Origin of the sequence: Thetidibacter halocola, assembly GCF_018224955.1 — a bacterium.
Lineage (GTDB): Bacteria > Pseudomonadota > Alphaproteobacteria > Rhodobacterales > Rhodobacteraceae > Thetidibacter > Thetidibacter halocola.
Map to the genome: position 1 here is coordinate 515,927 of NZ_JAGTUU010000004.1, position 25,218 is coordinate 541,144.

Genomic DNA, 25,218 nt, shown 5'->3' on the forward strand with positions numbered 1-25,218 from the left:
CTGCTGAGAGAAGAATGATGAATAGCCAGACTGACCTCCCCTCGGCACCAAAGACAAAGCTTTTATCGTTCGGCCAGCGCGACGAACTGGATTTGTTTGTCTTGCTCCGCACGATCTGGCGCGGACGTGTCTGGGTGGCTCTGTGCATGCTGGCCTGCTTCGTTGTCGGGGGCTACTACGCGTATCGGGTCGCGCAACCGGCATTCACCGCCTCGGCCGTCGTCGAATTCACGCCGCGGGAATCCCCGTTGCTTGACCTCGAGGCCGTCGTCACAGGCACGTCCGTCGACTACGTGACGCTCAACACGGAAATCGCCAAGATCGAGTCGCACGAAATGGCCGAGATGGTCGTCGCCAGGCTGAACCTGGCGCAGGATCCGATGTTCACCACCCCTCCCGTCCAGACCTGGAAGGACAATCTCAAGGAACTGCTGGGGATGCCGGTTGCGAACCTGCCCTCGACCGACGAACAGATTGAACAATGGGCCAGGCGGCGCGCCATCAACTGGGTGCAGTCATCGGTAAATGCGACCGAAGTGATAGACACATACCTGCTGCGGATCACTGCCAATGCGTCAAGGCCGACGGTCGCCGCGCAGCTGGCGAATACCGTCGCCGAAGTCTATGTCCAGTCCCAACTGGATGCGAAGTATGTCGAGACGGAGCAGGCCATCGACTGGCTGTCCGACCGCGCGAGAAAACTGGAAGCAGACCTACGTGAGCGGGAAACCGAAATCACGTCCCTTCAATCGGCAACCGACCTGATCAACCGTGAGGCGCTTCAGGCCGTGCAAATCCAGGCCAAGGAATTCCGGGACCGCCTTGAAAGCCGCCAGGATGCATTGGTGACGGTCCGGATCCAGTCCGACGCACAGGACGCCGCTCTGGCTTCGCTGTCCAAGAGCCAGATCCTCGCCGCCTTCGACGACCAGTTCCTGATCCGCGCCGGGTCGCGCCTTGACGAGTCTCTCGAAGGCGACAACGGAGATCGCGAGGCCTTCCTCGAGCGGGCGCGCACGCTCGCCGATGCCACCCGCCTTTCCCGCACGCGCATACAGAATGAAATCGACGCTTTGTCCCAATCGCTGACCGGCCTCGAGTCCCGCATCGACGTGCAAAGCAGCGACCTGCAGATGATCGAACAGATGCAGAGGGAACTCGCCGTTTCGCGGGATCTCTACCAGACGTTCCTGACAGGGCTTCAGGAGGCGACGGTGCAGGTCGGGCTTGTCCGCTCCGACTCGCGCGTGATGTCCCGGGCTCTCGTGCCGCAACTCGCCGACAGCCCGCGCAAGCGGCTGATCCTGGGAGCGTCCCTGCTTGTCGGGTTCGTCATCGGCCTTGCCTTCCTCCTGGTGCGCGAGTTCCTGAACAACCGCATCCAGAACATGACCGACCTGGAAAACCTGACCGGTCTGCCCGTGCTGGGCTCGGTCCCGGCCTTCCCGATCAGGAAGCGCAGGCGCCGGGAATTGCTTAACTTCCTCGTGTCCAACCCAACCTCGCCTGAGATCGAGTCCCTGCGCAACCTGCGCACATCGATCCTGATGCGGAACCTGGCCGAGGCGCCGAAGGTCATCATGATCACCTCCTCCATTCCGGGGGAAGGCAAGACATCGCTATCGCTCTCGCTGGCATTCAACCTTTCCGGCCTGGGCAAGCGCGTCCTGCTTATCGAAGGAGACATCCGGCGGCGGACGCTCAACAACTACCTGGACATCTCGGACGATACCCGCGGGCTTCTCGACGTGGTGACGGGAACGGTCAGCCTCGACGAGGCTGTCGTCACGGAACCGACCACGGGGATCAATGTTCTGATTGGCCAGAAGAGCGACGTGAACCCGGCCGACCTGTTCTCGTCCCCGGCATTCAAGAACTTGCTGAACGCGCTCAGGACCGAATACGATCACATCATCATCGACACGCCGCCGGTGCTGGTGGTTCCGGATGCCCGGATCATCGCCTCTCTCGCGGACAGCGTGCTTTACGCCGTGAAATGGGATTCGACCTCGCGCGAGCAGGTTCTCAACGGTGTGCGCCTGTTCGAGGCCTTCGGCCAGACGATCACCGGCTTTGCGATCACCCAGGTCAATGCGAAGCGGATCCGCAAATACGGGTATGGCGACCAGTACGGAGCCTATTCCAGATACGGCAAGGCCTATTACGACAGGTGACGACCGGGATCGCGCGGGTCAGCTGACGGCCCTGCCGATCCCCTGTCCAGCCGAGTGCGCCCGCCCCCATCCGCGACCGATCCATCAGGCGCCGTGATGCTGGTTCGGCCTTGCACAGGTGGCCATCTATGGGCGTCAGCACGCAGTCAGCCGCATCCGGCGGTCAGGCGTTCCACAATACGGTGCCAAGGCCGGAAATGTCGTAGCCTTCCAGCGCCGTCGCCCGCTGGGCAAAGTCCGCCCCGCGAAAGAAGCCCATCAGGGCCTGCCACGGCGGCTCGAAAAAGGCGCGGCGGTCGATGAGCAGGGCAAATTCCTCCTGCACCAGCGGCAAGAACTCCAGGCCATAACCGCGCGCGACCGAGGCGAGGCCAAAGGTCACGTCGGCCTCGCCCCGGCGGACGGCAGCGACGGCGTCATCCTCGGTTCGGGCGAGGTCGGTGACGATGACCGATGTCAGGTCCAGCCCCTCGGCAGCGGCGCAGGCGCGGAACAGCCGGTCAGTGCCCGATTCCGGCTGGCGGGGCACCATCCGCCGGCCAGCCACGTCGACCAGCCGCACCAGGGGCGGACCGTCGCCACGATGAACCAGCCCGCGGCTACGCCGCGCGAAGGCGATCAGCACCGCGTTTCGGTCGGCGGCGGCCTGCTCGACTGCTGGCACGTTCCAGCGGCCGCTGGCGGCATCCTGCACATGCAGGCCCGCGGCGATGCCCTCGCCGTTGAGAAACCTGTCGAGCCCGTCGAAGGAGCCGTCGAAATAAGTGGCCAGACCGCAGCGCGACTGGCGGATCGCCCAGTCCAGAAGAGGGTCATGACTTCCCAGCACGATGGGCGGCCCCGGGCCCGCCTCTGCCGCGCCGCCATTTTGCGCGCGCGCGACCCAGGCGCGGATCTCGGCGGCGGGAAAAAGCAGCTTTCCGGTCGCACGAGAACACGGCACAGCGCCCGAGGCGGCCAGATCGTAGACCTTGCGCTCTTTTAGACGCAACAGGTCGGCCAGTTCGCGCACCGTCAGGTATTCGTGGTCGGGGAAGTCTTGCTGCGTCATCGTCCAGGATCTTTGGGCGGCGCCAATCACGCCGCAGGGCCTTTCATAGCAGGTCGCAGGCCGCTTGCAAAAGTTGGCTGATCGCTGGCGATTCGATCCGACACGGGGCCGCCACCCCGTCATTCGGTATACAAAATCTGGAAAAATAAACCGAATACACCCTTTTCGGAAAGGCATTGACCGATTTCTGTATACAAACTACCTTCTCGCCACTCGGGGAGGAGCAAGCATGGACCGGCAGGAGCGCAACGCGCAGTTCATGCGCGCTCTGATGGATCTCAGGTCGCTGGTACTGGAGGGCGAATTCGTCCCCGGCGATCGCCTCCCCGAGACGACCCTGGCCGAACGGCTGGGGCTCTCGCGCACGCCGCTGCGTCAGGCAATGGACCGGCTGGTGGACGAGGGGCTGCTGGAGAGGAACGAGACCGGCGGCGTGCGCGTTTCCCGTTTCTCGATGGACGACATCCGCGACGCGATCGAGCTGCGCGGCGTGCTCGAGGGAACCGCCGCCCGCCTCGCCGCCGAACGCGGCATCCGTCCCGGCCTCGCCGAGGAGATGGCGCAGGTGCTGGACGGGCTCGACCGCGCCACCGAGGGTGAACTCGACTTCAAGGCCTATGTCCCCCTCAACGACCGGTTCCATGACCTGCTGGCGCGGCTGGCCGGGTCGAGCGTCATCGCCCGCGAGGTCGAGCGGATGGGCCGTCTGCCCGCCGCCTCGCCCGGCGCCTTCATGCAGGGACAGGAACTGATCCCCGATTTCCGCGCCAGCCTGCGCCGCGCCCAGTGGCAGCACCGCGCGATCTTCGACGCGATCCGCAACCGCGAGGGGGCAAGGGCCGAGGCGCTGGCCCGCGAACATGCCCGCCTTGCGCGGACCAACCTGGAATACGTCACAAGCCAGGATCCCAGCCTCGCCGAGCGCGTGCCGGGCCTGTCGCTTGTGGGGGAATGACTGAACCAAGTGGGAGAGAGGAACCCGGAATGCCCAGTCTCAGCGATGTGATGAATCAGTGGAAGAACCCGGTCGAGATGCTGCGCAACTCGCGCACGGGGATGTATGTCTATCCGGTGGTGGCGCCGGAATTCCAGAACTGGCGCAACGAACAGGCCGCGTGGCGCGAGTCCGCCGTGCTGTTCGACCAGTCGCACCACATGGACGAGCTGCTCGTCGAGGGCCCGCAGGCCACCGAGTTCCTCAGCCATCACGGCATCAACAGCTTTGCCAATTTCGAGCTGAACCGGGCCAAGCATTTCGTCCCCGTCACGCCGAACGGCCACGTGATCGGCGACCACATCATCTTCCGAGAGCGCGAGGACAAGTATGTGCTGGTCGGCCGCGCGCCGACCTCGAACTGGCTGATGTTCGCCGCCGCATGGGGCAAGTGGAACGTCCGCCTGCGCTATGACCCCCGTTCGCCGTCGCGCCCCGAGGGCGAGCGCGTGCTGCGCGAGCATTATCGCTATCAGATCCAAGGCCCCGAGGCCTACAAGATCTTCGAAGTGATGAACGGCGGCCCGATCCCCGACATCAAGTTCTTCCATGTCGACTGGATCAACATCGGTTCAAAGAAGGTTCAGGCGCTTCGCCACGGCATGTCCGGCGCACCGGGCCTCGAGGTCTGGGGCCCCTACAAGGACAAGGACTACATCCACTCGGTGATCCTGGAATCGGCCAGGACGGCAGGCGTCAGCCTGGTGCAGTGCGGCAGCCGGGCCTATTCGACCAACACGCTGGAGTCGGGCTGGATCCCGTCGCCTCTGCCGGGCATCTACACCGGCGACGGCATGCTGGCCGATTACCGCGACTGGCTGGGTGCCGACATGTATGAGGCCGCGGGCGCGATCGGCGGCTCCTTCGTGTCCGACAACATCGAGGACTACTACGTCAACCCGTTCGAGCTGGGCTATGACTTCTACATCGGGTGGAAGAAGCCCGACTTCGTCGGCAAGGCCGCGCTGGAAAAGATCAAGGCCGAGGGCGCCAAGCGCAAGAAAGTCACCTTCGAGTGGAACCGCGAAGACGTGCTGAAGGTCATCGCCAGCGCCTTCGAGCAGGGCACACCCTACAAGTGGATCGACTTCCCGCAGCCGAACTACGCCTCGTCCAGCGCCGACATGGTCTGCGACGAGTCCGGCAAGATGGTCGGCATGTCGATGTTCAACGGCTTTTCCTGGAACGAGCGCTGCGTGCTGAGCCTCGGCGTCGTGTCGAGCGACGTGCAGGTGGGCGATGTGCTGACGCTGAAATGGGGTGAGCCCGAGACCACCGCCAAGACCTCGACAGAGCCGCACAAACAGACCGATATCCGCGTGCGCGTGTCGCCGACGCCCTACGCGGCCGAGGCCCGCGAAAACTATGCCGACAGCTGGCGCACCAAGTCGTCCGGCGTCGCAGCGGAATAGACAGAACTTATGCTCTCTGCGAGAGATTGAATGTGAGGCGGGCGGCGCTATCGATTATGCGTTGCCCGTCGCGCGGCCCGCGCGAGGGGTGCGGGCCAACCCAACGGGAGGAACAACAATGAAACTGACCAGCATTCTTGCCGGCGTCGCTATCGCGGCATCGGCTGTCGCCGCTCAGGCGACGGAACTGAAATTTGCCAACTTCACCCCGCCGTTCCACACGATCAACGCCAGCGTGATCGAAAAGCTGAACGCCGACCTGTCGGCCGCCACCGGCGGCGCGGTGACGGTGCGCGGCTATCACGGCGGCGAACTGGGCGCAGGCCCCGTCGAACAGTATGTTCGCGTTGTGCAGGGCGTGGCTGATCTGGGCTGGGGCCTGCCGGGCTACACCAGCTCGCAGTTCCAGAAGACCATGATCGTCGAGCTGCCGAACGCAATCCCGCTCGACGCGCGCGGGGACGAGGCGCTGTGGCGCGCCTGGGACGAAATCTCGGGCGAGTTTCCGGGCACCCACGCGGTCGCGCTCTGGACGTCGGAACCCAACATCTTCATCATGAAGGACAAGGTGATCCGCACCCCTGCCGACATGGCCGGCCTCAAGGTGCGCGTCGCCGGCGCGACCGCCGCGCAGGTGGCCGAGGCGCTGGGTGCGACGCCGGTGCAGATGCCGATCAACCAGGTCTACAACGCGCTTCAGACCGGCCTGATCGACGGCGTCATCACCGGTGCATCCACCCTGTCCGACTTCAAACTGGACGAAGTCGCCAGCAGCTATACGCTGGGCGCCAACCTGGGTCGCCTCGCCTTTTTCACGGTGATGAACCAGGGCGCGTACGATGCCCTGACGGACGAGCAGAAGGCCGCACTCGACGGCATGCGCGCCGATGTGTCGGCCTCGGCGGAAACCTCGTGGAACGCCACCGCAGACGCTGCGCTGGACGTGGCGCGTGCCGACAGCGGCAACACCGTGGTCGACCTGACCGAAGAAGAAGCGCAGGCCTTTGCCGACGCGGTGTCCGACGTGGTGAACGCCTATGTCGCCTCGGTCGGCGGCGAGGCTGCGCTGGCCGCGATGCAGGGCCAGTAAGTGCTGTCAGCACTCAGAAAGGCGGCGGACGGGCTGATCGGCCTGTCCGCCATCATCGGCACGCTGGCCGTGATCGCCGAAGTGGGCGTGATCCTGGTTGACGTGATCGGTCGGGCATTCGGCAAGCCGATGTTCGGCTCGCAGGACCTGATCACCATGACGATGGTCATCCTCGTCTTCGGCGGCATGGCGCTGTGTGACCGCAAGGGCGGCCACATCTCGGTCGACCTGCTGGAAAAGAAATTCCCGGGCCTGATGAACCGCGTGCTGGACATCGTCTCGGCGGCGCTGGGCGCGGTGATCTTTGCCTTCATCGCCTGGGCGGTCTGGGACAGCGCGAAACTCTCGGCAATGCTGAACCTGTCGACCAACCTGCTGCAACTGCCAAAGGTCTGGTTCCAGTGGGCGCTCTGCGGCTTTTCGGTGCTGACGGCACTGGGCATGGCCTTGCGCGCCGTCGAACTGACCGTGTCCGGGCGTGACGTGCGCCGCGAATGGGAGGCCGGTCAATGAGCGGCGAGATGATCGGCCTGGTCGGCACCGGCATCCTGCTGGTGCTGCTGATGTTCCGCATCCCCGTGGCCTTCGTGATGTTTCTGGTGGGGTTCGTCGGAATCTGGATCCTGAACGGCTGGAACGCCGCGATGGGCCTGCTGGCGTCCGAGACCTTCACCTTGGCCTCGAATTCCGAACTGGTCATCATCCCGCTCTTCATCCTGATGGGTAACGTGGCCACCCAGACCGGCATGAGCCGGCAACTCTATGACGCGGCCTATGCGATGATCGGCCAGGTCCGCGGCGGGCTGGCCAGCGCCACGGTGATCGGCTGCGGCGGCTTTGCCGCGCTGTCGGGATCTTCGGTCGCCTCTGCGCTGACCATGGGCAAGGTCAGCCTCAAGGAGATGGACCGCTATGAATACGATCCGCGGCTGTCCACCGGCGTCGTCGCCGCGGGCGGCACGCTGGGCATCCTGATCCCGCCGTCCACGGGTTTCGTCATCTACGCCATCCTGACCGAGCAGAGCATCGGGCGCCTGTTCCTGGCCGGCGTGCTGCCGGGCCTGCTGCTGCTGACGGCCTTCGTGCTGACCATCACGCTGCTGTGCTGGATCAAGCCGAGCCTCGGCCCCGCCGGGCCGAAGACCAGCATGGCCGAAAAGCGCAAGAGCATCCTCGGCGCCCTGCCCATCCTGACGGTGATCCTGCTGACCATCGGCGGCATCTATGGCGGCTTCTTCTCGCCGACAGAAGCGGCGGGCGTCGGCGCGGGCCTCGTGATCCTTTACGGCCTTGCCATCGGCAAGCTGGATTTCGCCTCCTTCTGGGCGGCGGCCAAGGACAGCATCGTGACCACCGCGACGGTCATGCTGATCCTGATCGCGGCGCACATGATCAACCCGTTCCTCGCGCTCAGCCATATCCCGGACGTGGTGGGCAATTTCCTGGCCGCGCTGGATGCAGGCGTCATCGGGACGCTGCTGATCATCCTCTTCGTCTACATGGTGCTGGGCTGCTTCCTCGAAGGGTTCGCCATGCTGGTGCTGACCCTGCCGATCTTCTTCCCGGTGATCATGCAACTGGGGATCGACCCGATCTGGTTCGGCGTGCTGGTGGTGCTGACGCTGGAAATGGGGCTGATCTCTCCGCCGGTGGGCATCAACGTGTTCATCGTGAAATCGGTCGCGCCGAATGTCGACCTGGGCCAGATCTTTCGCGGGGTGCTGCCGTTCTGGGGCGCGATGCTGGTCACGCTGGGCATCCTGATCGCCTTTCCGCAGATCAGCCTGATCCTGCCCAACACCATGTTCAATTGAGGGAGAGGCCCATGACCGAGCCCTGTTTCGACGTCGCGCACCTGGGCCATGTCGAGGTCTTCACCGACAAGTTCGAGGAAAGCCTCGATTTCTTCACCCGCGTCTACGGGCTGAAGCTGTCGGGCCAGGATGAGACCAGCGCCTATCTGCGCGCCTGGGAGGACTACGAGTTCCACTCGCTGAAACTCACGCGCCACCACACCACGGGCGTCGGCCATATCGGCTATCGGGTCAGCAGCCCGCAGGCGCTGGAACGGCGCGTAGCGGCGATCGAGGCCAGCCCCTACAAGGTGCATGGCTGGGTCGAAGGCGACATGGGCCACGGCCGCGCCTTTCGCTTCGAGGACCCGTTCGGGCATGTGTTCGAGCTCTACTGGGACACCAACCGCTATGTCCCGCCCGAGGCTGACCGCCCGGCACTCAAGAACATGGCGTCCCGGTTCCACGCGCAGGGCGCCTGTCCGCGCCGGCTGGATCACCTGAACCTTCTGTCCGAGGACGTGACCGCCTTCCGCGACTTCATGACGACCTGCCTCGGCAGCCGCGTGACGGAACAGATCCAGCTGGACAATGGCCGTCTCGGCGGCTGCTGGTTCACGGTCAACAACAAGACCTATGATCTGGCCTGCACCGAAGAGCACGGCGGCGGCAACGGGCGGCTGCACCACGTCACCTACGCCACCGACCAGCGCGAGGATATCCTGCGCGCCGCCGACATCTTCCTGGAAAACGGCGTGCATATCGAGACCGGGCCGCACAAGCACGCGATCCAGGGCACCTTCTTCCTCTATGTCTGGGAACCGGCGGGCAATCGCGTAGAGCTGGCCAACGCCGGTGCGCGGCTGATCCTGGCCCCGGACTGGCAGACCGTCACCTGGACCGAGACCGAGCGCAAGAAGGGCCAGGCCTGGGGCCTCAAGACCATCCCGAGTTTCCATACCCACGGAACGCCTCCCGTTCCCGGAAAGGAGTGACGACATGGCAATCCTGAATTTCGGCAAGCGCGACGCGCAGCAGGGCAGCGCGCAGATGGCCGCCTTCCTGCAAGGCTACTCGATCGAGGTGATGCCGCGCACGGCCGCCAAGATCGAGGATTTCCGCGCGATCCTGCCCGCGGGCACCCGCGTCTACATCGCCCATATCGAGGGCACGCCCATCGACGACATGGTGGCGACGGCGAAGCGCATCGCGGAAGAAGGCTTTACCGTTATGCCGCACGTGCCCGCGCGCATCGTGCCCGACCGCGCCGCGCTGGACACCTGGCTGCGCCGCTACGCCGAAGAGGCGGGCGTGACCGAGGCGCTGGTTCTTGCCGGTGGCCCGACCACGCCGCTCGGCGAGTTCCACAGCTCGATGCAACTGCTCGAAACCGGGTTGTTCGACACGCACGGGTTCAAGCGCCTGCACGTGGCGGGGCACCCCGAGGGCAACAAGGACATCGATCCGGACGGCTCGACGCGGCTGGTGGACGAGGCGGTGCAGTGGAAGAACGCCTTTGCCCAGCGCACCGATGCCGCGATGGCGATGGCCACGCAATTCGCCTTTGACGCACAGCCGGTCATCGCCTGGGCCGAACGGCTGAAGGCCACGGGCAGCACCCTGCCGATCCATGTCGGCGTTGCTGGTCCGACCAAGCTGCAAACGCTGATCAAGTTCGCCATCGCCTGCGGCGTCGGCGCCTCCATGTCCGTGATCCAGCGCCGCGCCAAGGACGTGACAAAGCTGCTGGTGCCGTTCGAGCCGACCGAGGTTCTCGAGGATCTCGCCGCCTATGACGCGGCCAACCCGGACAGCCTGATCGCGGGCGTTCACATCTTCCCGCTGGACGGGATTGCTGCCTCGGCCGAGTATGCCGGGCGCATGACGGAACAGGCGCCGCTGCGCGCCAACGGAGGACGGCCATGAGTGCCAACAAGACCGCGCTGGTCATCTCGGCGCATTCGGCGGATTTCGTGTGGCGCTGCGGTGGGGCTATCGCCCTGCATGCGCAAAGGGGCTACGACGTGACGGTGGTCTGCCTCAGCTTCGGCGAGCGCGGCGAAAGCGCGAAGCTGTGGAAGCAGGAGGGCATGACCCTCGACAAGGTCAAGACCGCCCGCCGGGTCGAGGCCGAGAATGCCGCGCAGGCTCTGGGCCTCGCCGATATCCGCTTTTTCGACATCGGCGACTACCCACTCGACCTTGGCCCCGAGGCGCGCGACCGCATGGTCGACGTGATCCGCGAGGTTCAGCCGTCCTTCATGCTGACCCATTCGGAATGGGACCCCTACAACACCGACCACATGAACACGATGCGCTTCGCGCTCGACTGCCGGATGATCGCGCAGGCCTGGGGCCACAATCCGGGGCAAAAGGTGCTGGGCTCGCCGCAGCTTTACCTGTTCGAGCCGCACCAGACCGAGCAGATGGGATGGAAGCCCGACACCTTCCTCGACATCACGCCCGTCTGGGACAAGAAACGTGCCGCCATCGAGTGCATGCAGGGGCAGGAGCACCTGTGGGAGTATTACACCCGCGTCGCCCAGAACCGCGCCAACCACTTCAAGCGCAACTCGGGCGGCCAATCGGGCGGGCGTGACTGCAAGTATGCCGAGGGCTTCCAGTCGATCTTTCCGCGCACGGTGGACGAGCTGTGAGCGTCGTCGTCCAGACCATCCCGCGCGCCGATGCCTCGGTGATCGACACGCTGGCACAGGCCGGTGTTGCAACAGTGCACGAGGCACAGGGGCGCACGGGGCTGATGCAAAGCTATATGCGGCCGATCTACGGCGGTGCGGCCATCGCTGGGTCGGCGGTGACGATCAGCGCGCCGCCGGGCGACAACTGGATGCTGCATGTCGCCATCGAGCAGCTGCGCCCCGGCGATATCCTGGTGCTGGCGCCGACCTCGCCCTGCGATGACGGCTACTTCGGAGACCTGCTGGCAACATCGGCGCAGGCGCGCGGCTGTCGCGGGCTGGTGATTGACGCGGGCGTTCGCGACGTGCGCGACCTGACCGCAATGGGCTTTCCCGTCTGGTCGAAATGCATCAGCGCGCAAGGCACGGTGAAGGAAACTCTGGGGTCCGTGAACGTGCCGGTGGTCTGCGCAGGCGCGCTGGTCAACGCGGGCGACGTGATCGTGGCGGATGACGACGGCGTCTGCGTCGTGCCGCAGGCAAAGGCGACGGAGGTTCTGGCCAAGGCGCAGGAGCGGCTCGCCGCCGAAGAGGCCAAGCGCACGCGGCTTGCCGCGGGTGAGCTTGGCCTCGACATCTACAAAATGCGCCTCCGGCTGGCCGAGAAGGGCCTGAAATATGTCTGACGCCGGCATCCGCTGCATGTGGATGCGCGGCGGAACGTCCAAGGGCGGCTATTTCCTGGCCTCCGACCTGCCGTCTGATCCGACTGAACGCGACACCCTACTGCTGGGCGTGATGGGTTCGCCCGACGCACGGCAGATCGACGGCATGGGCGGCGCGAACCCGCTGACCTCGAAGGTCGGTGTGGTCCGCCGATCCGAGCGGCTTGGCGTCGACGTGGATTACCTATTCCTTCAGGTCATGGTCGATCGGGCCGTGGTGACGGATGCCCAGAACTGCGGCAACATCCTCGCCGGTGTCGGCCCCTTCGCCATCGAGCGCGGGCTGATCCCGGCGCAGGACGGCGTGACCGAGGTTCGCATCTTCATGGAAAATACGAGCCAGATCGCCACCGCGCGCATCCAGACCCCGGGAGGACGCGTGTCCTATTCGGGCGATGCGCGGATCGACGGCGTGCCGGGCACCCACGCCCCGGTGCCAGTAGAGTTCCAGGACACCGCCGGATCGACCTGTGGCGCGCTGCTGCCCACCGGCAACGAGGCGGACGTGATCAAGGGCATTGCCTGCACCCTGATCGACAACGGTATGCCCGTGGTGGTCATGCGCGCCTCTGACCTGGGCATCACGGGCACAGAGACCCCCGCCGAGCTGGAGGCCGATACGGCGCTGCGCGCCCGGCTCGAGGCGATCCGCCTCGCGGCCGGGCCCTTGATGAACCTCGGCGACGTGACACAGAAAAGCGTGCCGAAACTGACGATGGTCTCGGCCCCGCAATCGGGCGGCATCCTGTCAACCCGCACCTTCATCCCGCATCGCTGCCACGAGGCGATCGGCGTATTCGGCGCGGTCAGCGTCGCCACCGCCGCCCTGCTGCCCGGCAGCCCGGCCCATGCGGTCGCTGTTCTGCCGGAAGGCACGGAGAAGACCCTGTCAGTGGAACACCCGACCGGGGAAATGACCGTCATCGCAAACGTCGAAGGCGGCACAGTCACCCGCACCGCCATCTTGCGCACTGCGCGCAAGCTCTTCGATGGAACGGTCTTTCCCTGAGCCTCAGCCGTCGTAGCAGCCGGCCATCCGGCCGCGCAGCTTGACCAGCGCCAGCACCGTGTCGATGGTCGGTGTCGGCGTGTCGGTCAGGCGGCCAAGCTCCTGCACCGAGCCCACCAGCGCGTCGATCTCCATCGGGCGGCCCATGTCGAGATCCTGCCACATGGACGTGCGGTGCGCGCCCACGGCGGCGCCGCCGTCGATCCGCTTGTCCACGTCGATGGGGAACTTCACGCCCAGCTTCTCGGCAATCTCTTGCGCTTCGACCATCATGCCACGCGCCACCGCCCGCGTGCCCGGATCGGTGCAGAGCACGTCCAGCGTCGCATGGGTCAGCGCCGAGATCGGGTTGAACGACAGGTTGCCCCACAGCTTGACCCAGATTTCGTCGCGCAGACGAGGACGTACCGGGGCCTTCAGACCCGCAGACCCCAGCGCCTGCGACAGTGCCGTGGCGCGGTCCGATTTCGAGCCGTCGGGTTCCCCCAGCGAGAATCGGTTGCCCTCGATATGCTTGATGACGCCCGGCTCGATCACCTCGGCCGCCGGGTAGACCACGCAGCCCAGCACGCGGTCCGGGCCGAACCCGTCCCACTGCTTGTTTCCCGGATCGACCGAGTGCAGGCGCGTGCCCTCGTATTCATTGCCGATCTTGTGGAAATACCACCACGGCACGCCGTTCACGCCCGATACGATGGTTGTGTTGTCACCAATCAGCGGCATCATCTTGTCGACGACAGGCGGCACGGAATGCGCCTTGAGCGTGACGATGATGTAATCCTGAACGCCCAGGTCGGCCGGATTGTCCGAGGCGGTCACAGAGACCACCGTCTCCTCGCCGCCTTCCTCGATCAGCTTCAAGCCATTGGCCTTCATCGCCGCCAGGTGCGGCCCGCGTGCCACGAGGCTCACATCCGCCCCGGCCTGCGCCAGTTTCACGCCCATGTAGCCGCCAATGGCGCCGGCGCCGAATACGCAAATCTTCATCGCTGTCCCCACGCGACCCGGTGCATGGCCGGGCGCGTCCCCTGTGTCTTCATCTTGCAGAATAAACTCCCGCCGGAGGCTCCCGCAAGCGCGGCCAGAGCCTCCGGCGGGGTAGGATCAGGCCGGTTCCGCCAGACCCAGTTTCTCGGCCAGGCCGATGCGCTGCATCTTGCCGGTTGCGCCCTTCGGGATCTCGTCGAGGATCACCACCTTGCGCGGCGCCTTGAAGTCGGCCAGCCGTTCCAGTGCGAAATCGCGGATTTCGCGTTCGGTCGCGGTCATGCCCTCGCGCAGCACGACTGCCGCCGCGACTTCCTCTCCCAGCTTGGGGTGCGGCAGGGCGAAGGTCACGACCTGCTGAATTGCGGGGTGATCCATCAGTACGCCATCCACCTCCAGCGGCGACACCTTTTCGCCGCCACGGTTGATGATCTCCTTCAGGCGGCCTGTCAGGTGCAGGAACCCCTCCTCGTCAAAGGCGCCCTGGTCGCCGGTGCGAAACCAGCGCAGGCCATCCACCTCGAAGAAGTTCTTGGCGTTCGCATCCGGGTTGCTCTCGTAGCCCGGCGTGACGTTCGGGCCGGAGATGACCACCTCGCCCGTGCCGTCGATGATCCGGTTCTCGGTCTCGTGCGCGATCGCGACCTTCGGCCCGGCCGCGACGCCGACGCTGCCCGGCTTTTGCAGATCGAGGCGGTTGCAGCACATCTGGTGCGCGGCCTCGGTCATGCCGTAGGCCTCGACCACCGGCGCGCCGAAAGTCTCGCGCAACTGCTCCATGACCTGGGCCGGCAGCGACGCCGAGGACGAGCGCAGGAAGCGCAGCGGCACCTCCTTGATCGTGTCCGCGTTGCGGCCCGCGCGGGTCAGGATCGCCTGGTGCATGGTCGGCACGGCGGTGTACCAGGTCGGGCGCGCCTCTTTCATCATCGCGAAGAAGTTCATCGCGTTGAACCCGTTGGTGCAGAAGATTGACCCACCAGCCTGAAGCGAGGCGGACACCGCCGCAATCAGACCGTGGATGTGGAACAGCGGCATGACGTTCATGCAGCGGTCCTGCGGCGTCAGCGCAAGGCTCTCGGCGATGTGCCGGGCCGAGGCGGCGACGTTCGACTGCAGCAGCGGCACGATCTTGGGCCGCGAGGTGGTGCCCGAGGTGTGCAGGATCAGCGCCACGTCATTTTCGGTGGGCTCGCCTGCGGGGGCAGGCTCTGCAACAGGGCCTTGCAGCGAGAACGCGCCCGCCGGAGCGCCCTCGGCAACGACTGCACGCAGCACGGCGATGCCCAGCCGGTTCGCCGCGGCAAAGGCCGGGCCCTCGTCGCCATCGGCGAGAACGATCGCCTTGGCCTTCAGGTCGTCGAGGTAGAAGGCATATTCATCCTCGCGGTACGAAGGATTGAGGGGGGCCGTCGTGGCCGATTGCGCGATGGTCACGAAGGCCGTGGCCATTTCCGGACCGTTGGGCAGCACGATCGCCACCCGGTCCTGCGCGCCGACCCCGTGGACCCGCAGCTGGTCGCGGACCTTCTCCGACAGTGCACGCAGCCCGCCATAGCTCAGCCAGTCGCGCCCCGGTGCGCCGATCGCCGGCGCCCCCTCCGGATGCGGCGCCAGCAGCGCCTTCATTGTGCTCCCCATGTCCCTCTCCCCTTGCATAGTTCTCGATGCTCTCGTGCAACATAGCGCTCACTCCGCCGGAGCAACTGCGCGGCGACCGTTCTTGCGCAGCATCTTGATCAGAGGCAGCGCGAAGAACAAGAGTGCGATAGCGATAAACGTGCCCGAAAGCGGCCGCTCGATGAAGGCCAGCACGTTGCCCTGCTCGGCGATCAGCGTCTGGCGGAAGCTTTTCTCCATCAGCGGGCCCAGAACCAGTGCCAGGACCAGCGGTGCCAGCGGATAGTCGGCCTTGCGCAGCAGGTAGCCCGCGACGCCGAAGCCGGCGATCATCCACACGTCGTGCATCTTCTGGCTGGGGGCGAAACCGCCGACGATACACAGCACGATGACGATGGAGCAGAGCACCGTGAACGGCATCCGCAACGCCCAGACGAACAGCGGGATCAGCGCGATGTTGATCAGCACGGCGGCAAAGTTCGCTGTGTAGAGCGACGAGATCAGGCCCCAGACGAAATCCGGCTGTTCGATGAACAGCATCGGGCCGGGCACCAGACCCCACATCACCATCCCGCCCAGCAGCAGCGCCGTGGTGGGCGAACCCGGAATACCCAGCGTCAGCATCGGCAGCAGCGAGCCGGTGGATGCTGCGTTATTAGCGGTTTCCGGCGCCGCGACGCCCTCGATGTTGCCCTTGCCGAACGAGTCGGGCCGCTTGGATGTCTGGCGGGCGATGCCATAGGCCATCAGCGAGGCAGGGGTTGCCCCGGCAGCCGGCAGCATCCCGACGAAGAAGCCCAGGAAAGAGCCGATGCTCATCGATCGCCAGAGCTTGTTCATCTCGCGGATACCGTAGCCCAGTTCCTTCCAGGTGATCTTGGCAGCGGTGACGGTCGGTGCGGTCTTTGAGGTCTCGATGGTGTAAAGCACCTCGCCGATGCCGTAGACGCCGATCGCCAGCACGAGGAACGACACGCCCGAGTAGAAGCCCGGCATGTCGCCGAAGATCAGGCGCGGCTGGCCCGAGATCAGGTCGAGACCCACGGTCGACAGCACCAGGCCAAGGCAGATCATGATGACCGTCTTCAGCTTGTCGTCGCCGCCGAGGCCCACGAAGGTCGTGAAGGCCATCAAGACCAGCGCGAATTCCTCGGCCGGGCCGAAGGCCAGCGCAAGGTCCGCCAGCGGTGCCGCGAACAGCGTGAACAGCACGACCGAGATCGTGCCACCGACAAAGGATGCAACGGCGGCGGCGATCAGGGCGAGACCCGCCTTGCCCTGCTGCGCCATGGGGCGACCGTCGAACGTGGTGGCCACAGCGGTCGAAGCACCGGGAATGCCCAGCAGGATCGACGAGATGGCGCCGCCATACATGGCGCCGTAATAGATCGCCGCCAGCAGTATGATGGCCGAAGAGGGCGGCACGATGAAGGTGAGCGGCAGCACGATGGCCACGCCATTGACCGAGCCGAGGCCCGGCATGGCGCCGATGAACAGACCCACCGTGACACCAATCAGGACGATCATGATGTTCAGGGGGGACAGAGACGTAGCGAAGCCGTCTGCGAGCAGTGAAAACATTTCCATGTCGTTCCCCTCAGAAGAACATTGCGTAAAGCGGGAAGAACAGCGGTTCCGTCACACCCTTGGGAAGGAGGATGCGCAGCGTCACTTCGAAGAAGAAAAAGATGACGACCGGCGTCAGCAGCGTGATCGACAACGTCAGCACCCAGCCGTGACCGCCATAGATCCGCAGGTACCAGAACAGGAAAAGTGGCAGCGCGATGTAGGCGCCCACGATGGGGATCAGCGCGATCGTCACCACCAGCGACGCGATGATGGCGAGCACGCTGCGCAGCATCGACATGTCGAAGAAGAAGCTTGCCTTGGCATCGGCGGCGAAGCTTCGCAGCAGCGCCAGGCCCGAGCAGACCAGCATCACGGCCGAAAGCCAGAACGGAAACGATCCGCCCCCGGGCCCACCGGTCCGGCCGTTCCAGCCGATGGGCAATTCCACAGCATGCCACATGAAGTAGGCCGAAAGCACCATCAAGGCGCCCGCAATCATCCGATCCGCGACCAGCATCTCTCGCTCCCCTCAGTCTTGTTCACCCCAAAAAGACCGGGCCGCTCCCTGGCGGCCCGGCCAAATTCCCTGTTCGCAAGGATCAGGAACTGCCGTCTTCCATGCCGGCGAGGATCGCGCGGTGCTTTTCGCGTTCTTCCAGGAAATAGGCCTGAAGCTCGTTTCCGGTCAGGAAGGCCGGCTCCAGCGACTCGTCCTGGGTGTACTTCTGCCACTCGGGCAACTCGGAAAGCTGGCGGAACATCTCGGTGTAATAGGCCACGGCCTCGGCCGGCATACCCGGAGGTGCCACGAAGGACCGCTGCATCACGTAGACGAGGTCATGGCCCAACTCGCGCGCCGTCGGCACGTCGGGGAATTGCACCAGGCGCTCGGGCGTGAACGCGACCAGCGGGATCGACTTGCCCGCCCTGAAGAAGCCCATCTGTTCGGACGGGTTGTTGACGGTGGAGTCGATATGGTTGCCCACGAGGTTCTTGGCCACGTCGCCACCGCCCTGGAAGGGCACGTAGGTCATCTCGAGACCAAAGGTCTTTTCGATCATCGCTGTCAGCAGGCTGTCTTCCTGCCCGGTGCCGGTGCCGCCCATCTTCCAGTCCTTGCCCGAGGTCTTGACCTTGGCCACGTAGTCGTCGAGCGAGGTGATGCCGCTGTCGGCGCTGACCCACAGCAGGAACGTGTCCTCGGCCATGCGGGCGATCGGGGTGAATTCCTCGATGTTCACGCCGATGTCGGTGCGCAGCGGCGTGGTGTAGTAGGAATTCAGCGTCGCCATGATCGTGTGCGCGTCGCCTTCCTTGTCCTTGAGATAGCGCAGCGCCTCGGCCCCCGAACCGCCGCCCATGTTCACCGGCAGCATGGGCATGCGCGACAGGCCTTCCTTCTGGATGATCGCCTGGAACATCCGCGCGAGGCGGTCGGCGCCGCCGCCCTGTCCGGCCATGATCACCATCTCGACGGGCTTTTGCGGCGCCCAGCCCTCGGCCAGCGCCGAGGTGGCGGTGGTCGCGAACAAGGCGACCGATGCGGTGGCTGCCATCATGAAGCGGCGAGTGATATTGTTTTGCATGTAAAGTCCTCCCAAGGTGGTGCCAGCATCTCACTAGCGTGGCAGTCACGCTTTCCCTCGCTGGGCTATGGGGGAAACATATCGGCACGAAATATTATTTCACTTAGAATCGGGTTATCGTGTAAACTCTTTCCATGACAAATCCATATCCTGTAATGTTGTAAATATGCGAAAAACCCTTATCGGCCCTCAACTGCGACAGCTTCGACGGCGGAATGGCCATACCCAGGCGGAAATGGCTAGGCGGCTGGGGATCAGCCCCGCCTATGTCAACCTGCTGGAAAACAACCAGCGTTCGTTGTCAGTGCCAGTTCTGGTCGCGCTATCCGAGCATTACGGCATCGACATGCGCAGCCTCGTGCAGGATGGCGAGACGCACAAGTTGGCTGACCTGCGCGCCGCGGTGCGCGACCCGATCTTTCCCGGAGATCCGCCCGACCTGGCCGAGTTGCGCGCCGCGCTCGATCATGCGCCGGGCCTGGTCGAGTTGTTCGTGCATCTCTACCAGAGCCACCGCAGCATGGTCGAACAGCTGAAACGCGTGCCTGGAACCGGATCGACCGAATCGCTGCTGCGGGTCTCGCCCGAAACGGCGATCCACGACTTCTTCCGCGATCATGGCAACTACTTCGAAACCCTCGAGACCGCCGCCGCGGTCCTGAGGTCGCGCGTGGGCGGCAGTTCCGACGACATGTACACGCTGCTGAAGCGGCAACTGAGGATCGAGCATTCGATCGACACGCGCGTGCGACGGATGTCGGACATGCCCGAGGCGCTGCGCACCTTCGACGCGAAAACGGGCCGGGTCGATCTGTCCGAGGCGCTGGACCATCCCAACCGCATCTTCCAGCTGGCGCATGTGCTGGGCCTGCTGGAGGCGGGCAACCAGCTGGACGCGCTGGTCGAGGAAAGTGGAATCGACACCGAGGCGGGTCGGGCGCGCGTGCGCGTCGAACTGACGAATTACTTCGCCGCGGCCTTTTTGATGCCCTATGACGAGACGCTGAACCTCGCCCGCGAAACCGGCTACGACATCGACCGAATGGCGGCGGCTTTCGGCGTCAGCTTCGAACAGGTCTGCCATCGGCTGACCACGCTGCAACGCGACGGGGCGCGGGGCATCCCTTTCTTCTTTCTGCGGGTAGACCGGGCCGGCAACGTCACCAAGCGGTTCAACGCCACGGCCTTTACCCTGGCCGAACAGGGCGGCGCCTGCCCGGTCTGGGACATCCACGGCGCCTTCCGGATGCCGGGGGTAATCGTGCCGCAATTCGTCGAATTGCCCGAGGGCGGTCGGTTCTTCACGCTGTCGCGCACCACGGACCGACCGGTCTTCAGCCATCGCACCCAGGACCGACGCCTGGTTGTCGCCATCGGCTGTGAACTGAGCCATGTCGAAGGCGTCGCCTATGCGAAATCCTTCAACTTGTCGGATGACAGCCTGTATGCGCCGATCGGCCTGAACTGCCATGTCTGCCCCAGGCAGGCCTGTTCACAGCGTGCCCACCAGCCACTGCACGTGAACCTGCCCATCGATGCATTCAGGCGCGGCCGCACCCGCTACGAAAGCTGACAATGCGCCGAATAGACCGATCTCTCGGAACGCTTTGTTAAGAGAGCGCGCGTATCCAGTTGTGCGTCAGACATGCCCCGGATCGGCATGCACAGCGGCAACAGGAATACAGGTTCGCCATGTCAGATATCCATTTCCACGCAATGGGTCCGGCCCGTGCCCGCTCGGGCGAGGATCCGCTCGTGCCGTTTCTGCTCGGGGCGCTGAAAGGGCCCGTCACGATCTCGACGCGTGACGTCAACCGGATCGATTCGCACCGGCTTCAGATTCTGCTCGTCGCCCAGCGCCGCTGGGCGTCCGACGGTGTTCCGTTCACGGTCACCGACATGTCTCCGGCCTTCCGGCAAGGGCTGGAACGGCTCGGGCTCGACGCCGACCATTTCGACAAGGAAAGGCCGCAATGACGAAGGTTCTCGCAATCGACGATTCTCGCACCATCCGAAACCTTCTGCGCGTCTCGCTCGAAGGGGCCGGTTTCGAATTCCATTCCGCCTGCGACGGTGCCGAAGGAGTCGAGATCTTTCCCGATGTCGACCCGGACGTGGTGATCACCGACATCAACATGCCGAAACTCGACGGCTTCGGCGTGATCGACGCGCTGCGCACCGGGCCGAACCGGACCAATGTGCCGATCCTGGTCCTGACCACGGAAAGCTCGGACGACCTCAAGGCGCGCGCCCGGACCGCCGGTGCAACAGGTTGGATCGTCAAGCCGTTCGACGATGCATCCCTGGTTTCCGTTCTGCGGCGTTTGACGGGGCACGTGGCGTAAGATGTCTGGAAACTCGATTCGCGACACGTTCTTCGAGGAATGCGAGGAACTGCTGGAGGCCCTGGTAGAGGGGCTGTCCGGTATGGAGGAAGCGCCCGGCGACATGGAGATCGTGAACGCGGTCTTCCGGGCGGTGCACTCGATCAAGGGTGGGGCCGGCGCCTTTGGGCTGGACCGCCTAGTGGGCTTTGCCCACACCTTCGAAACCGTCATGGACAAGGTGCGCGGCCAGGAGCTGGCCGTCGATGAAAGCCTGATGGGGCTGTTCCATCGCGCCGGTGACTTCCTGTCAGATCTGGTCACCGCCGCGCGGGACGAGTCCGACGTCAACGACGAGACCGAGGCTGGCCTCATCAAGGAACTGGAAGCCTATCTCGGGCCCGGCGGCGAAGAGACCGAGTTCATGTTCGAGGCGTTGACCCTGGACATGGGCGACGAGGCGCCGCAGCCCACGCGCCGCCGCTTCGACATCGCGTTCCGACCCACGCGTGCGCTCTACGAAAACGGCCACGAGCCTCTTCTGCTGTTCGACTCACTGGCGGATCTTGGCGATCTGTCGGTGACGGCCGACCTGTCAGCCCTACCCGATTTCAACAAGTTCGATCCGTCAGACGCGGTCCTGTCCTGGCGCCTGAGCCTTGTCACCGCCGAGAGCGAGACGACCCTGCACGAGATCTTCGAATTCGTCGAAGGTCTGTGCACGCTAGACATCGACACGACGGACGAGCCTGCCGAGGCCGCCACCGCCCCTTTGGACCTTGGGCCGGTGATGAGGCCGGCGCCACCGGACGTGGATGACATGCTGGCCGGCGATGACGCCGAAGACGCGATGGCGGAATCCCCCGACCGCGGCGCATCCGACCGTCCGGCCACGTCCTTGCCAGGATCCTCGAAGGATGCGCGCGGGCCAAAGCCGACCCTGCGCGTCGATCTCGACAGGGTCGACCGGCTGATCAACACCGTGGGCGAATTGATCATCAACCAGGCGATGATCTCGCAGAGGATCGAGGAACTCGACCTGCCGACCGTCGCGCACCTCACCAACGAACTCGAAGCATACAAGCTTCTGGCCCGCGACATCCAGGAAGGCGTCATGGCGATCCGGGCCCAGCCGGTCAAGCCGCTGTTCCAGCGCATGTCCCGCATCGTGCGCGAAGCCTCTGATGCGACCGGCAAGAAGGCCAAGATGGTCACCGTCGGCGACTCGACCGAGGTCGACAAGACGGTCATCGAGCGCCTCGCCGACCCACTGACGCACATGATCCGGAACGCCGTCGATCACGGCCTCGAGAAGCCCGATATCCGCAAGGCAGCCGGCAAGGATGTGACGGGCACCATCCGCCTCTCGGCCGCGCATCGTTCGGGCAGCGTGTTCATCGAGGTCTCCGACGACGGGGCCGGCCTGAACCGGGAGCGCATCCTGCAAAAGGCAATTGAAAAGCAGTTGGTCGCAGCGGATGTGGAACTCTCTGAACCAGAGATCGACAACCTGCTGTTCCTGCCCGGCTTCTCGACCGCCAGCCAGGTGTCCAACCTGTCCGGGCGCGGTGTCGGGATGGACGTGGTCAAAAACGCGGTCTCTGCCCTCGGCGGCCGGGTGTCCATCAGTTCGACGCCGGGCAAGGGCACGACCTTCACCATCGTTCTGCCGTTGACTCTGGCGGTCATGGACGGGTTCGTGATCTCGGTCGCCGACCAGACCATGGTCATTCCGATCGCCTCGATCCTCGAGACGATCCGCCCGCGTGCAAAGGACATCCATATCGTCGGAACCGATTCCGAGGTGATCAGCCTGCGCGGCTCCTATGTCCCGATCGTCGACGTCGCCGAGAACCTGGGCCTCGGCGACGGGGCGGAGCGCGGCAATGCCGGCACCCTGCTGCTTGTCAGCACCGAAACCCACGGGCTGACCGCGCTGCGCGTGTCAGGGATCCATGACCAGAGGCAGGTCGTCATCAAGAGTCTTGAGAGTAACTATACCGCAATCCCCGGTGTCTCCGCCGCCACAATCCTCGGCGACGGCAAGATCGCCCTGATCCTCGACCCCGAGGAACTCATCAAACTGGCACATACGCCTGTTCATGAAACGGCCTCTCAGCAGGCAAGAATGGAGCTTCGTCATGGCTGAAACCGAAGAAACCCGCGCCGAGGCCCAGTTCGAATTCATCACCTTCTCCGCAGGCGGACAAAGCTTCTGCCTCGAGATCACTCAAATCCGCGAAATCCGCCGCTGGACCCCAGTCACGGCGCTGCCGCATACTCCTGAAGATGTGCTTGGGGTGATGAACCTGCGCGGCGCCGTGATCCCGATCTTCGATCTCTCCGCGCGTTTCGGCTTGGGAAAGACCGAGTCGAACGAGCGAAACGTCGTGATCGTGGCAGCGGTCGGCAGCACCACGATCGGTCTTCTGGTCGAGTCGGTTTCGGAAATCCTCTCGGTGGCGAAAAGCGCCATCCAGGAGACGCCCAACATCAAGTCCGACGTCACGCGCAACAGCATACTCGGAATGATCTCCGTGGGCGAGACGATGGTGCGTGTGGTCAATCTTGACGCCGTGCTCGATACCGGCATGGGAATTGCCGTATGAGCATGGTCGCATCCGGTGTCGCGCCGCGAGAGGACATCCCCTTTACCGACGCCGATTTCCAGATGCTGGCGGGACTGGCGCGAAGGGAATTCGGGCTCGATCTGGCGGCATCGAAAAAGCCGCTGGTCTATTCGCGCCTTTCCCGGCGGGTCAAGGCAAGGGGGCTTGTTTCCTTCGCGGATTACCTCGCGCTGGTGACGACCAAGGGCGAAAACGAAGAACGTCTGGCCCTCATCTCGGCGCTGACGACAAACGTCACCAGTTTCTTCCGCGAAAAGCACCATTTCGAAACCCTGACCACTGTCTGCCTCAGGCAAGCACGTGCCAAGCTGGATGCAGGCGGCCGATTCCGGATCTGGTCGGCCGGTTGTTCAACGGGGCAAGAGCCCTACTCCATCGCCATGACAATCCTGGCCGCCTGGCCGGATGCCTTGCGCCGCGATGTCCGTGTCCTCGCAACGGACATCGATCCGATCGTTGTCGACCGCGCGCGGCAGGGCATCTACAGTGGTCAGGATGCCGAAGCGCTGGGCAAGGATCCGTATCGCAAGTGGATCCGCGACAGCGACGACGGCACGGTCTCGATCACGGACGAGCCTCGCGCGCTGATCACCTTCGCCGAGCTGAACCTCATGGACCCCTGGCCGTTCAAGGGCCCGTTCGATGCCATCTTCTGCCGCAACGTCGCAATCTATTTCGACCAACCGACTCAACAGGCCTTGTGGCAGCGCTTTGCCGGTTTGCTGACTGAAACGGGCAACCTCTTTATCGGGCATTCCGAACGCATTTCGGGGCCCGCGGAAACCAGTCTGCAAGCATGCGGCGTGACCAGCTATCGCAAGGTCACCGAGTCCGAAACCAAACCGAGCAATAGGAGTATCCAATGGGTCTGAAAGACTCTCTGAGGATCATGGTCGTCGACGACATGGCCACCAGTCGCGGGCTCATCACGCAGGCCCTGGATGACATCGGCATCAAGAACTACGTGACCGAAAACGACGGCCAGAAGGCCTTCCAGCGACTCGCCTCCACGCCGGTGCATCTCGTCCTGTCCGATTACAACATGCCCGGAATGGACGGGCTGGGCCTGCTCAAGGCCGTCAGGACCAACCAGGCGACGCAAAAGCTTGGCTTCATCCTCGTCACTGGCCGGCCCACGCCGGAACTCGTCACACAGGCCAAGCAACTGGGGCTGAACAACATGATCAAGAAGCCGTTCACCTCGACCTCGATGAAGCAATGCATCGAGAGCGTCGTGGGTCGGCTGTGATGGCCGCCGATGCGACGCAAGAGCCGGTTGCGATCGTGCTCTCGCGCGCGGCAACCGAACTGCGCTTGCTGAAGGAACGTCTCGAACGGATCGAACACCGGCTCGAGGACCTCTACTTCAGGAAGGGCCGGCCGCTCGATGCCGACGAGATCCGGGCGTTCCAGGATGTCGACCTCGTCGTGCAATCGACGGCTGCCCTCGCCGATTTCCTCGAACATGTCGCGGGCATCCCCGAGGCCTACGAAGGGAATATCTGCATGCGCTCGGCCATCAAGACAGTGCCGCTGCGGGAACTGGCGGAACGCCTCGCCGGGCGTTCGGACCAGCCGGGCCCAGCCGACGACATGGAATTGTTCTGATCGCCAG

The 25,218-nt window shown here is 64.5% G+C and carries 25 protein-coding genes; 19 read left to right on the forward strand and 6 right to left on the reverse strand.

The window, feature by feature from the left end; translation table 11 throughout:
- The first annotated feature begins 17 nt into the window (after positions 1-17).
- Positions 18-2,174 (forward strand): GumC family protein, encoded by a 2,157-nt coding sequence (locus KB874_RS12570; protein WP_212536884.1) that lies wholly within the window; start codon positions 18-20, stop codon positions 2,172-2,174.
- 163 nt (positions 2,175-2,337) lie between these two features.
- Here the strand turns inward: KB874_RS12570 and KB874_RS12575 are convergent, their stop codons facing one another.
- Positions 2,338-3,225 (reverse strand): substrate-binding domain-containing protein, encoded by an 888-nt coding sequence (locus KB874_RS12575; protein WP_212536885.1) that lies wholly within the window; start codon positions 3,223-3,225, stop codon positions 2,338-2,340.
- 229 nt (positions 3,226-3,454) lie between these two features.
- Between KB874_RS12575 and KB874_RS12580 the strand changes: the two genes are divergently transcribed.
- The 10 genes from KB874_RS12580 (at position 3,455) to KB874_RS12625 (ending at position 12,887) form a co-directional block, all read left to right on the forward strand.
- The gene (locus tag KB874_RS12580) at positions 3,455-4,180 is read left to right on the forward strand and encodes a GntR family transcriptional regulator (protein ID WP_212536886.1); all 726 of its coding nucleotides are present in this window, start codon (positions 3,455-3,457) and stop codon (positions 4,178-4,180) included.
- Positions 4,181-4,209: 29 nt separating this feature from the next.
- Entirely contained in the window at positions 4,210-5,631 is a 1,422-nt protein-coding gene (gene ligM, locus KB874_RS12585; protein ID WP_212536887.1) for a vanillate/3-O-methylgallate O-demethylase, read from the forward strand.
- Between the two features lie 118 nt (positions 5,632-5,749).
- Positions 5,750-6,721, forward strand: coding sequence for a TRAP transporter substrate-binding protein (locus KB874_RS12590; RefSeq protein WP_212536888.1), 972 nt, complete (start codon positions 5,750-5,752; stop codon positions 6,719-6,721).
- Entirely contained in the window at positions 6,722-7,234 is a 513-nt protein-coding gene (locus KB874_RS12595) for a TRAP transporter small permease (protein ID WP_212536889.1), read from the forward strand.
- Positions 7,231-8,535: a TRAP transporter large permease gene (locus KB874_RS12600; RefSeq protein ID WP_212536890.1), complete on the forward strand. Its 1,305-nt coding sequence runs from the start codon at positions 7,231-7,233 to the stop codon at positions 8,533-8,535. The genes KB874_RS12595 and KB874_RS12600 overlap by 4 nt, the downstream gene beginning before the upstream one ends.
- Before the next feature lie 11 nt (positions 8,536-8,546).
- Positions 8,547-9,509 (forward strand): VOC family protein, encoded by a 963-nt coding sequence (locus KB874_RS12605; RefSeq protein ID WP_212536891.1) that lies wholly within the window; start codon positions 8,547-8,549, stop codon positions 9,507-9,509.
- A gap of 4 nt (positions 9,510-9,513) precedes the next feature.
- Positions 9,514-10,440, forward strand: a complete 927-nt coding sequence (locus KB874_RS12610; protein ID WP_212536892.1) for a methylenetetrahydrofolate reductase — start codon at positions 9,514-9,516, stop codon at positions 10,438-10,440.
- The gene (locus tag KB874_RS12615; RefSeq protein ID WP_212536893.1) at positions 10,437-11,171 is read left to right on the forward strand and encodes a PIG-L deacetylase family protein; all 735 of its coding nucleotides are present in this window, start codon (positions 10,437-10,439) and stop codon (positions 11,169-11,171) included. The genes KB874_RS12610 and KB874_RS12615 overlap by 4 nt, the downstream gene beginning before the upstream one ends.
- Positions 11,168-11,839 (forward strand): 4-carboxy-4-hydroxy-2-oxoadipate aldolase/oxaloacetate decarboxylase, encoded by a 672-nt coding sequence (locus KB874_RS12620; protein WP_212536894.1) that lies wholly within the window; start codon positions 11,168-11,170, stop codon positions 11,837-11,839. Before KB874_RS12615 ends, KB874_RS12620 begins: the two co-directional genes overlap by 4 nt.
- Positions 11,832-12,887, forward strand: coding sequence for a 4-oxalomesaconate tautomerase (locus KB874_RS12625; protein ID WP_212536895.1), 1,056 nt, complete (start codon positions 11,832-11,834; stop codon positions 12,885-12,887). Before KB874_RS12620 ends, KB874_RS12625 begins: the two co-directional genes overlap by 8 nt.
- A gap of 3 nt (positions 12,888-12,890) precedes the next feature.
- Here the strand turns inward: KB874_RS12625 and KB874_RS12630 are convergent, their stop codons facing one another.
- The 5 genes from KB874_RS12630 to KB874_RS12650 form a co-directional block, all read right to left on the reverse strand.
- Entirely contained in the window at positions 12,891-13,874 is a 984-nt protein-coding gene (locus tag KB874_RS12630; RefSeq protein ID WP_212536896.1) for a 2-dehydropantoate 2-reductase, read from the reverse strand.
- Between the two features lie 117 nt (positions 13,875-13,991).
- Positions 13,992-15,515 carry an acyl--CoA ligase gene (locus KB874_RS12635; protein ID WP_212536897.1) on the reverse strand — a complete coding sequence of 508 codons (1,524 nt, stop codon included), beginning with the start codon at positions 15,513-15,515 and terminating at the stop codon, positions 13,992-13,994.
- 48 nt (positions 15,516-15,563) lie between these two features.
- On the reverse strand, positions 15,564-17,081 hold the full coding sequence (locus KB874_RS12640) for a tripartite tricarboxylate transporter permease (RefSeq protein ID WP_212536898.1): 1,518 nt from the start codon (positions 17,079-17,081) through the stop codon (positions 15,564-15,566).
- A gap of 10 nt (positions 17,082-17,091) precedes the next feature.
- Positions 17,092-17,580, reverse strand: coding sequence for a tripartite tricarboxylate transporter TctB family protein (locus KB874_RS12645; protein WP_212536899.1), 489 nt, complete (start codon positions 17,578-17,580; stop codon positions 17,092-17,094).
- A gap of 82 nt (positions 17,581-17,662) precedes the next feature.
- Complete coding sequence (locus KB874_RS12650) at positions 17,663-18,649, reverse strand: Bug family tripartite tricarboxylate transporter substrate binding protein (protein ID WP_212536900.1); 987 nt, start codon at positions 18,647-18,649, stop codon at positions 17,663-17,665.
- Positions 18,650-18,815: 166 nt separating this feature from the next.
- Here KB874_RS12650 and KB874_RS12655 point away from each other — a divergent pair, with 166 nt between their 5' ends.
- From KB874_RS12655 to KB874_RS12690, 8 genes are all read left to right on the forward strand, one after another.
- Positions 18,816-20,222, forward strand: coding sequence for a helix-turn-helix domain-containing protein (locus KB874_RS12655; RefSeq protein ID WP_212536901.1), 1,407 nt, complete (start codon positions 18,816-18,818; stop codon positions 20,220-20,222).
- Between the two features lie 119 nt (positions 20,223-20,341).
- Complete coding sequence (locus KB874_RS12660) at positions 20,342-20,626, forward strand: STAS domain-containing protein (protein ID WP_212536902.1); 285 nt, start codon at positions 20,342-20,344, stop codon at positions 20,624-20,626.
- Positions 20,623-20,994, forward strand: coding sequence for a response regulator (locus tag KB874_RS12665; RefSeq protein WP_212536903.1), 372 nt, complete (start codon positions 20,623-20,625; stop codon positions 20,992-20,994). The genes KB874_RS12660 and KB874_RS12665 overlap by 4 nt, the downstream gene beginning before the upstream one ends.
- A 1-nt stretch (position 20,995) precedes the next feature.
- Positions 20,996-23,122: a chemotaxis protein CheA gene (locus tag KB874_RS12670; RefSeq protein ID WP_212536904.1), complete on the forward strand. Its 2,127-nt coding sequence runs from the start codon at positions 20,996-20,998 to the stop codon at positions 23,120-23,122.
- The gene (locus tag KB874_RS12675) at positions 23,115-23,582 is read left to right on the forward strand and encodes a chemotaxis protein CheW (RefSeq protein WP_212536905.1); all 468 of its coding nucleotides are present in this window, start codon (positions 23,115-23,117) and stop codon (positions 23,580-23,582) included. Before KB874_RS12670 ends, KB874_RS12675 begins: the two co-directional genes overlap by 8 nt.
- On the forward strand, positions 23,579-24,475 hold the full coding sequence (locus KB874_RS12680) for a CheR family methyltransferase (RefSeq protein ID WP_212536906.1): 897 nt from the start codon (positions 23,579-23,581) through the stop codon (positions 24,473-24,475). The genes KB874_RS12675 and KB874_RS12680 overlap by 4 nt, the downstream gene beginning before the upstream one ends.
- Positions 24,466-24,852 (forward strand): response regulator, encoded by a 387-nt coding sequence (locus KB874_RS12685; protein WP_212536907.1) that lies wholly within the window; start codon positions 24,466-24,468, stop codon positions 24,850-24,852. Before KB874_RS12680 ends, KB874_RS12685 begins: the two co-directional genes overlap by 10 nt.
- Positions 24,852-25,211 (forward strand): chemotaxis protein, encoded by a 360-nt coding sequence (locus KB874_RS12690; RefSeq protein WP_212536908.1) that lies wholly within the window; start codon positions 24,852-24,854, stop codon positions 25,209-25,211. The genes KB874_RS12685 and KB874_RS12690 overlap by 1 nt, the downstream gene beginning before the upstream one ends.
- The last annotated feature ends 7 nt before the right edge of the window (positions 25,212-25,218 follow it).

Coding starts and splice junctions, on each gene's coding strand:
- KB874_RS12610 (WP_212536892.1), top strand. CDS start 9,514: ATGGCAATCCTGAATTTCGGCAAGCGCGACGCGCAGCAGGGCAGCGCG.
- KB874_RS12680 (WP_212536906.1), top strand. CDS start 23,579: ATGAGCATGGTCGCATCCGGTGTCGCGCCGCGAGAGGACATCCCCTTT.
- KB874_RS12635 (WP_212536897.1), bottom strand. CDS start 15,515: ATGGGGAGCACAATGAAGGCGCTGCTGGCGCCGCATCCGGAGGGGGCG.
- KB874_RS12600 (WP_212536890.1), top strand. CDS start 7,231: ATGAGCGGCGAGATGATCGGCCTGGTCGGCACCGGCATCCTGCTGGTG.
- KB874_RS12670 (WP_212536904.1), top strand. CDS start 20,996: ATGTCTGGAAACTCGATTCGCGACACGTTCTTCGAGGAATGCGAGGAA.
- KB874_RS12605 (WP_212536891.1), top strand. CDS start 8,547: ATGACCGAGCCCTGTTTCGACGTCGCGCACCTGGGCCATGTCGAGGTC.
- KB874_RS12650 (WP_212536900.1), bottom strand. CDS start 18,649: ATGCAAAACAATATCACTCGCCGCTTCATGATGGCAGCCACCGCATCG.
- KB874_RS12640 (WP_212536898.1), bottom strand. CDS start 17,081: ATGGAAATGTTTTCACTGCTCGCAGACGGCTTCGCTACGTCTCTGTCC.
- KB874_RS12675 (WP_212536905.1), top strand. CDS start 23,115: ATGGCTGAAACCGAAGAAACCCGCGCCGAGGCCCAGTTCGAATTCATC.
- KB874_RS12645 (WP_212536899.1), bottom strand. CDS start 17,580: ATGCTGGTCGCGGATCGGATGATTGCGGGCGCCTTGATGGTGCTTTCG.
- KB874_RS12615 (WP_212536893.1), top strand. CDS start 10,437: ATGAGTGCCAACAAGACCGCGCTGGTCATCTCGGCGCATTCGGCGGAT.
- KB874_RS12570 (WP_212536884.1), top strand. CDS start 18: ATGAATAGCCAGACTGACCTCCCCTCGGCACCAAAGACAAAGCTTTTA.
- KB874_RS12665 (WP_212536903.1), top strand. CDS start 20,623: ATGACGAAGGTTCTCGCAATCGACGATTCTCGCACCATCCGAAACCTT.
- KB874_RS12630 (WP_212536896.1), bottom strand. CDS start 13,874: ATGAAGATTTGCGTATTCGGCGCCGGCGCCATTGGCGGCTACATGGGC.
- KB874_RS12690 (WP_212536908.1), top strand. CDS start 24,852: ATGGCCGCCGATGCGACGCAAGAGCCGGTTGCGATCGTGCTCTCGCGC.
- KB874_RS12685 (WP_212536907.1), top strand. CDS start 24,466: ATGGGTCTGAAAGACTCTCTGAGGATCATGGTCGTCGACGACATGGCC.
- KB874_RS12580 (WP_212536886.1), top strand. CDS start 3,455: ATGGACCGGCAGGAGCGCAACGCGCAGTTCATGCGCGCTCTGATGGAT.
- KB874_RS12625 (WP_212536895.1), top strand. CDS start 11,832: ATGTCTGACGCCGGCATCCGCTGCATGTGGATGCGCGGCGGAACGTCC.
- KB874_RS12575 (WP_212536885.1), bottom strand. CDS start 3,225: ATGACGCAGCAAGACTTCCCCGACCACGAATACCTGACGGTGCGCGAA.
- KB874_RS12660 (WP_212536902.1), top strand. CDS start 20,342: ATGTCAGATATCCATTTCCACGCAATGGGTCCGGCCCGTGCCCGCTCG.
- ligM (WP_212536887.1), top strand. CDS start 4,210: ATGCCCAGTCTCAGCGATGTGATGAATCAGTGGAAGAACCCGGTCGAG.
- KB874_RS12655 (WP_212536901.1), top strand. CDS start 18,816: ATGCGAAAAACCCTTATCGGCCCTCAACTGCGACAGCTTCGACGGCGG.
- KB874_RS12590 (WP_212536888.1), top strand. CDS start 5,750: ATGAAACTGACCAGCATTCTTGCCGGCGTCGCTATCGCGGCATCGGCT.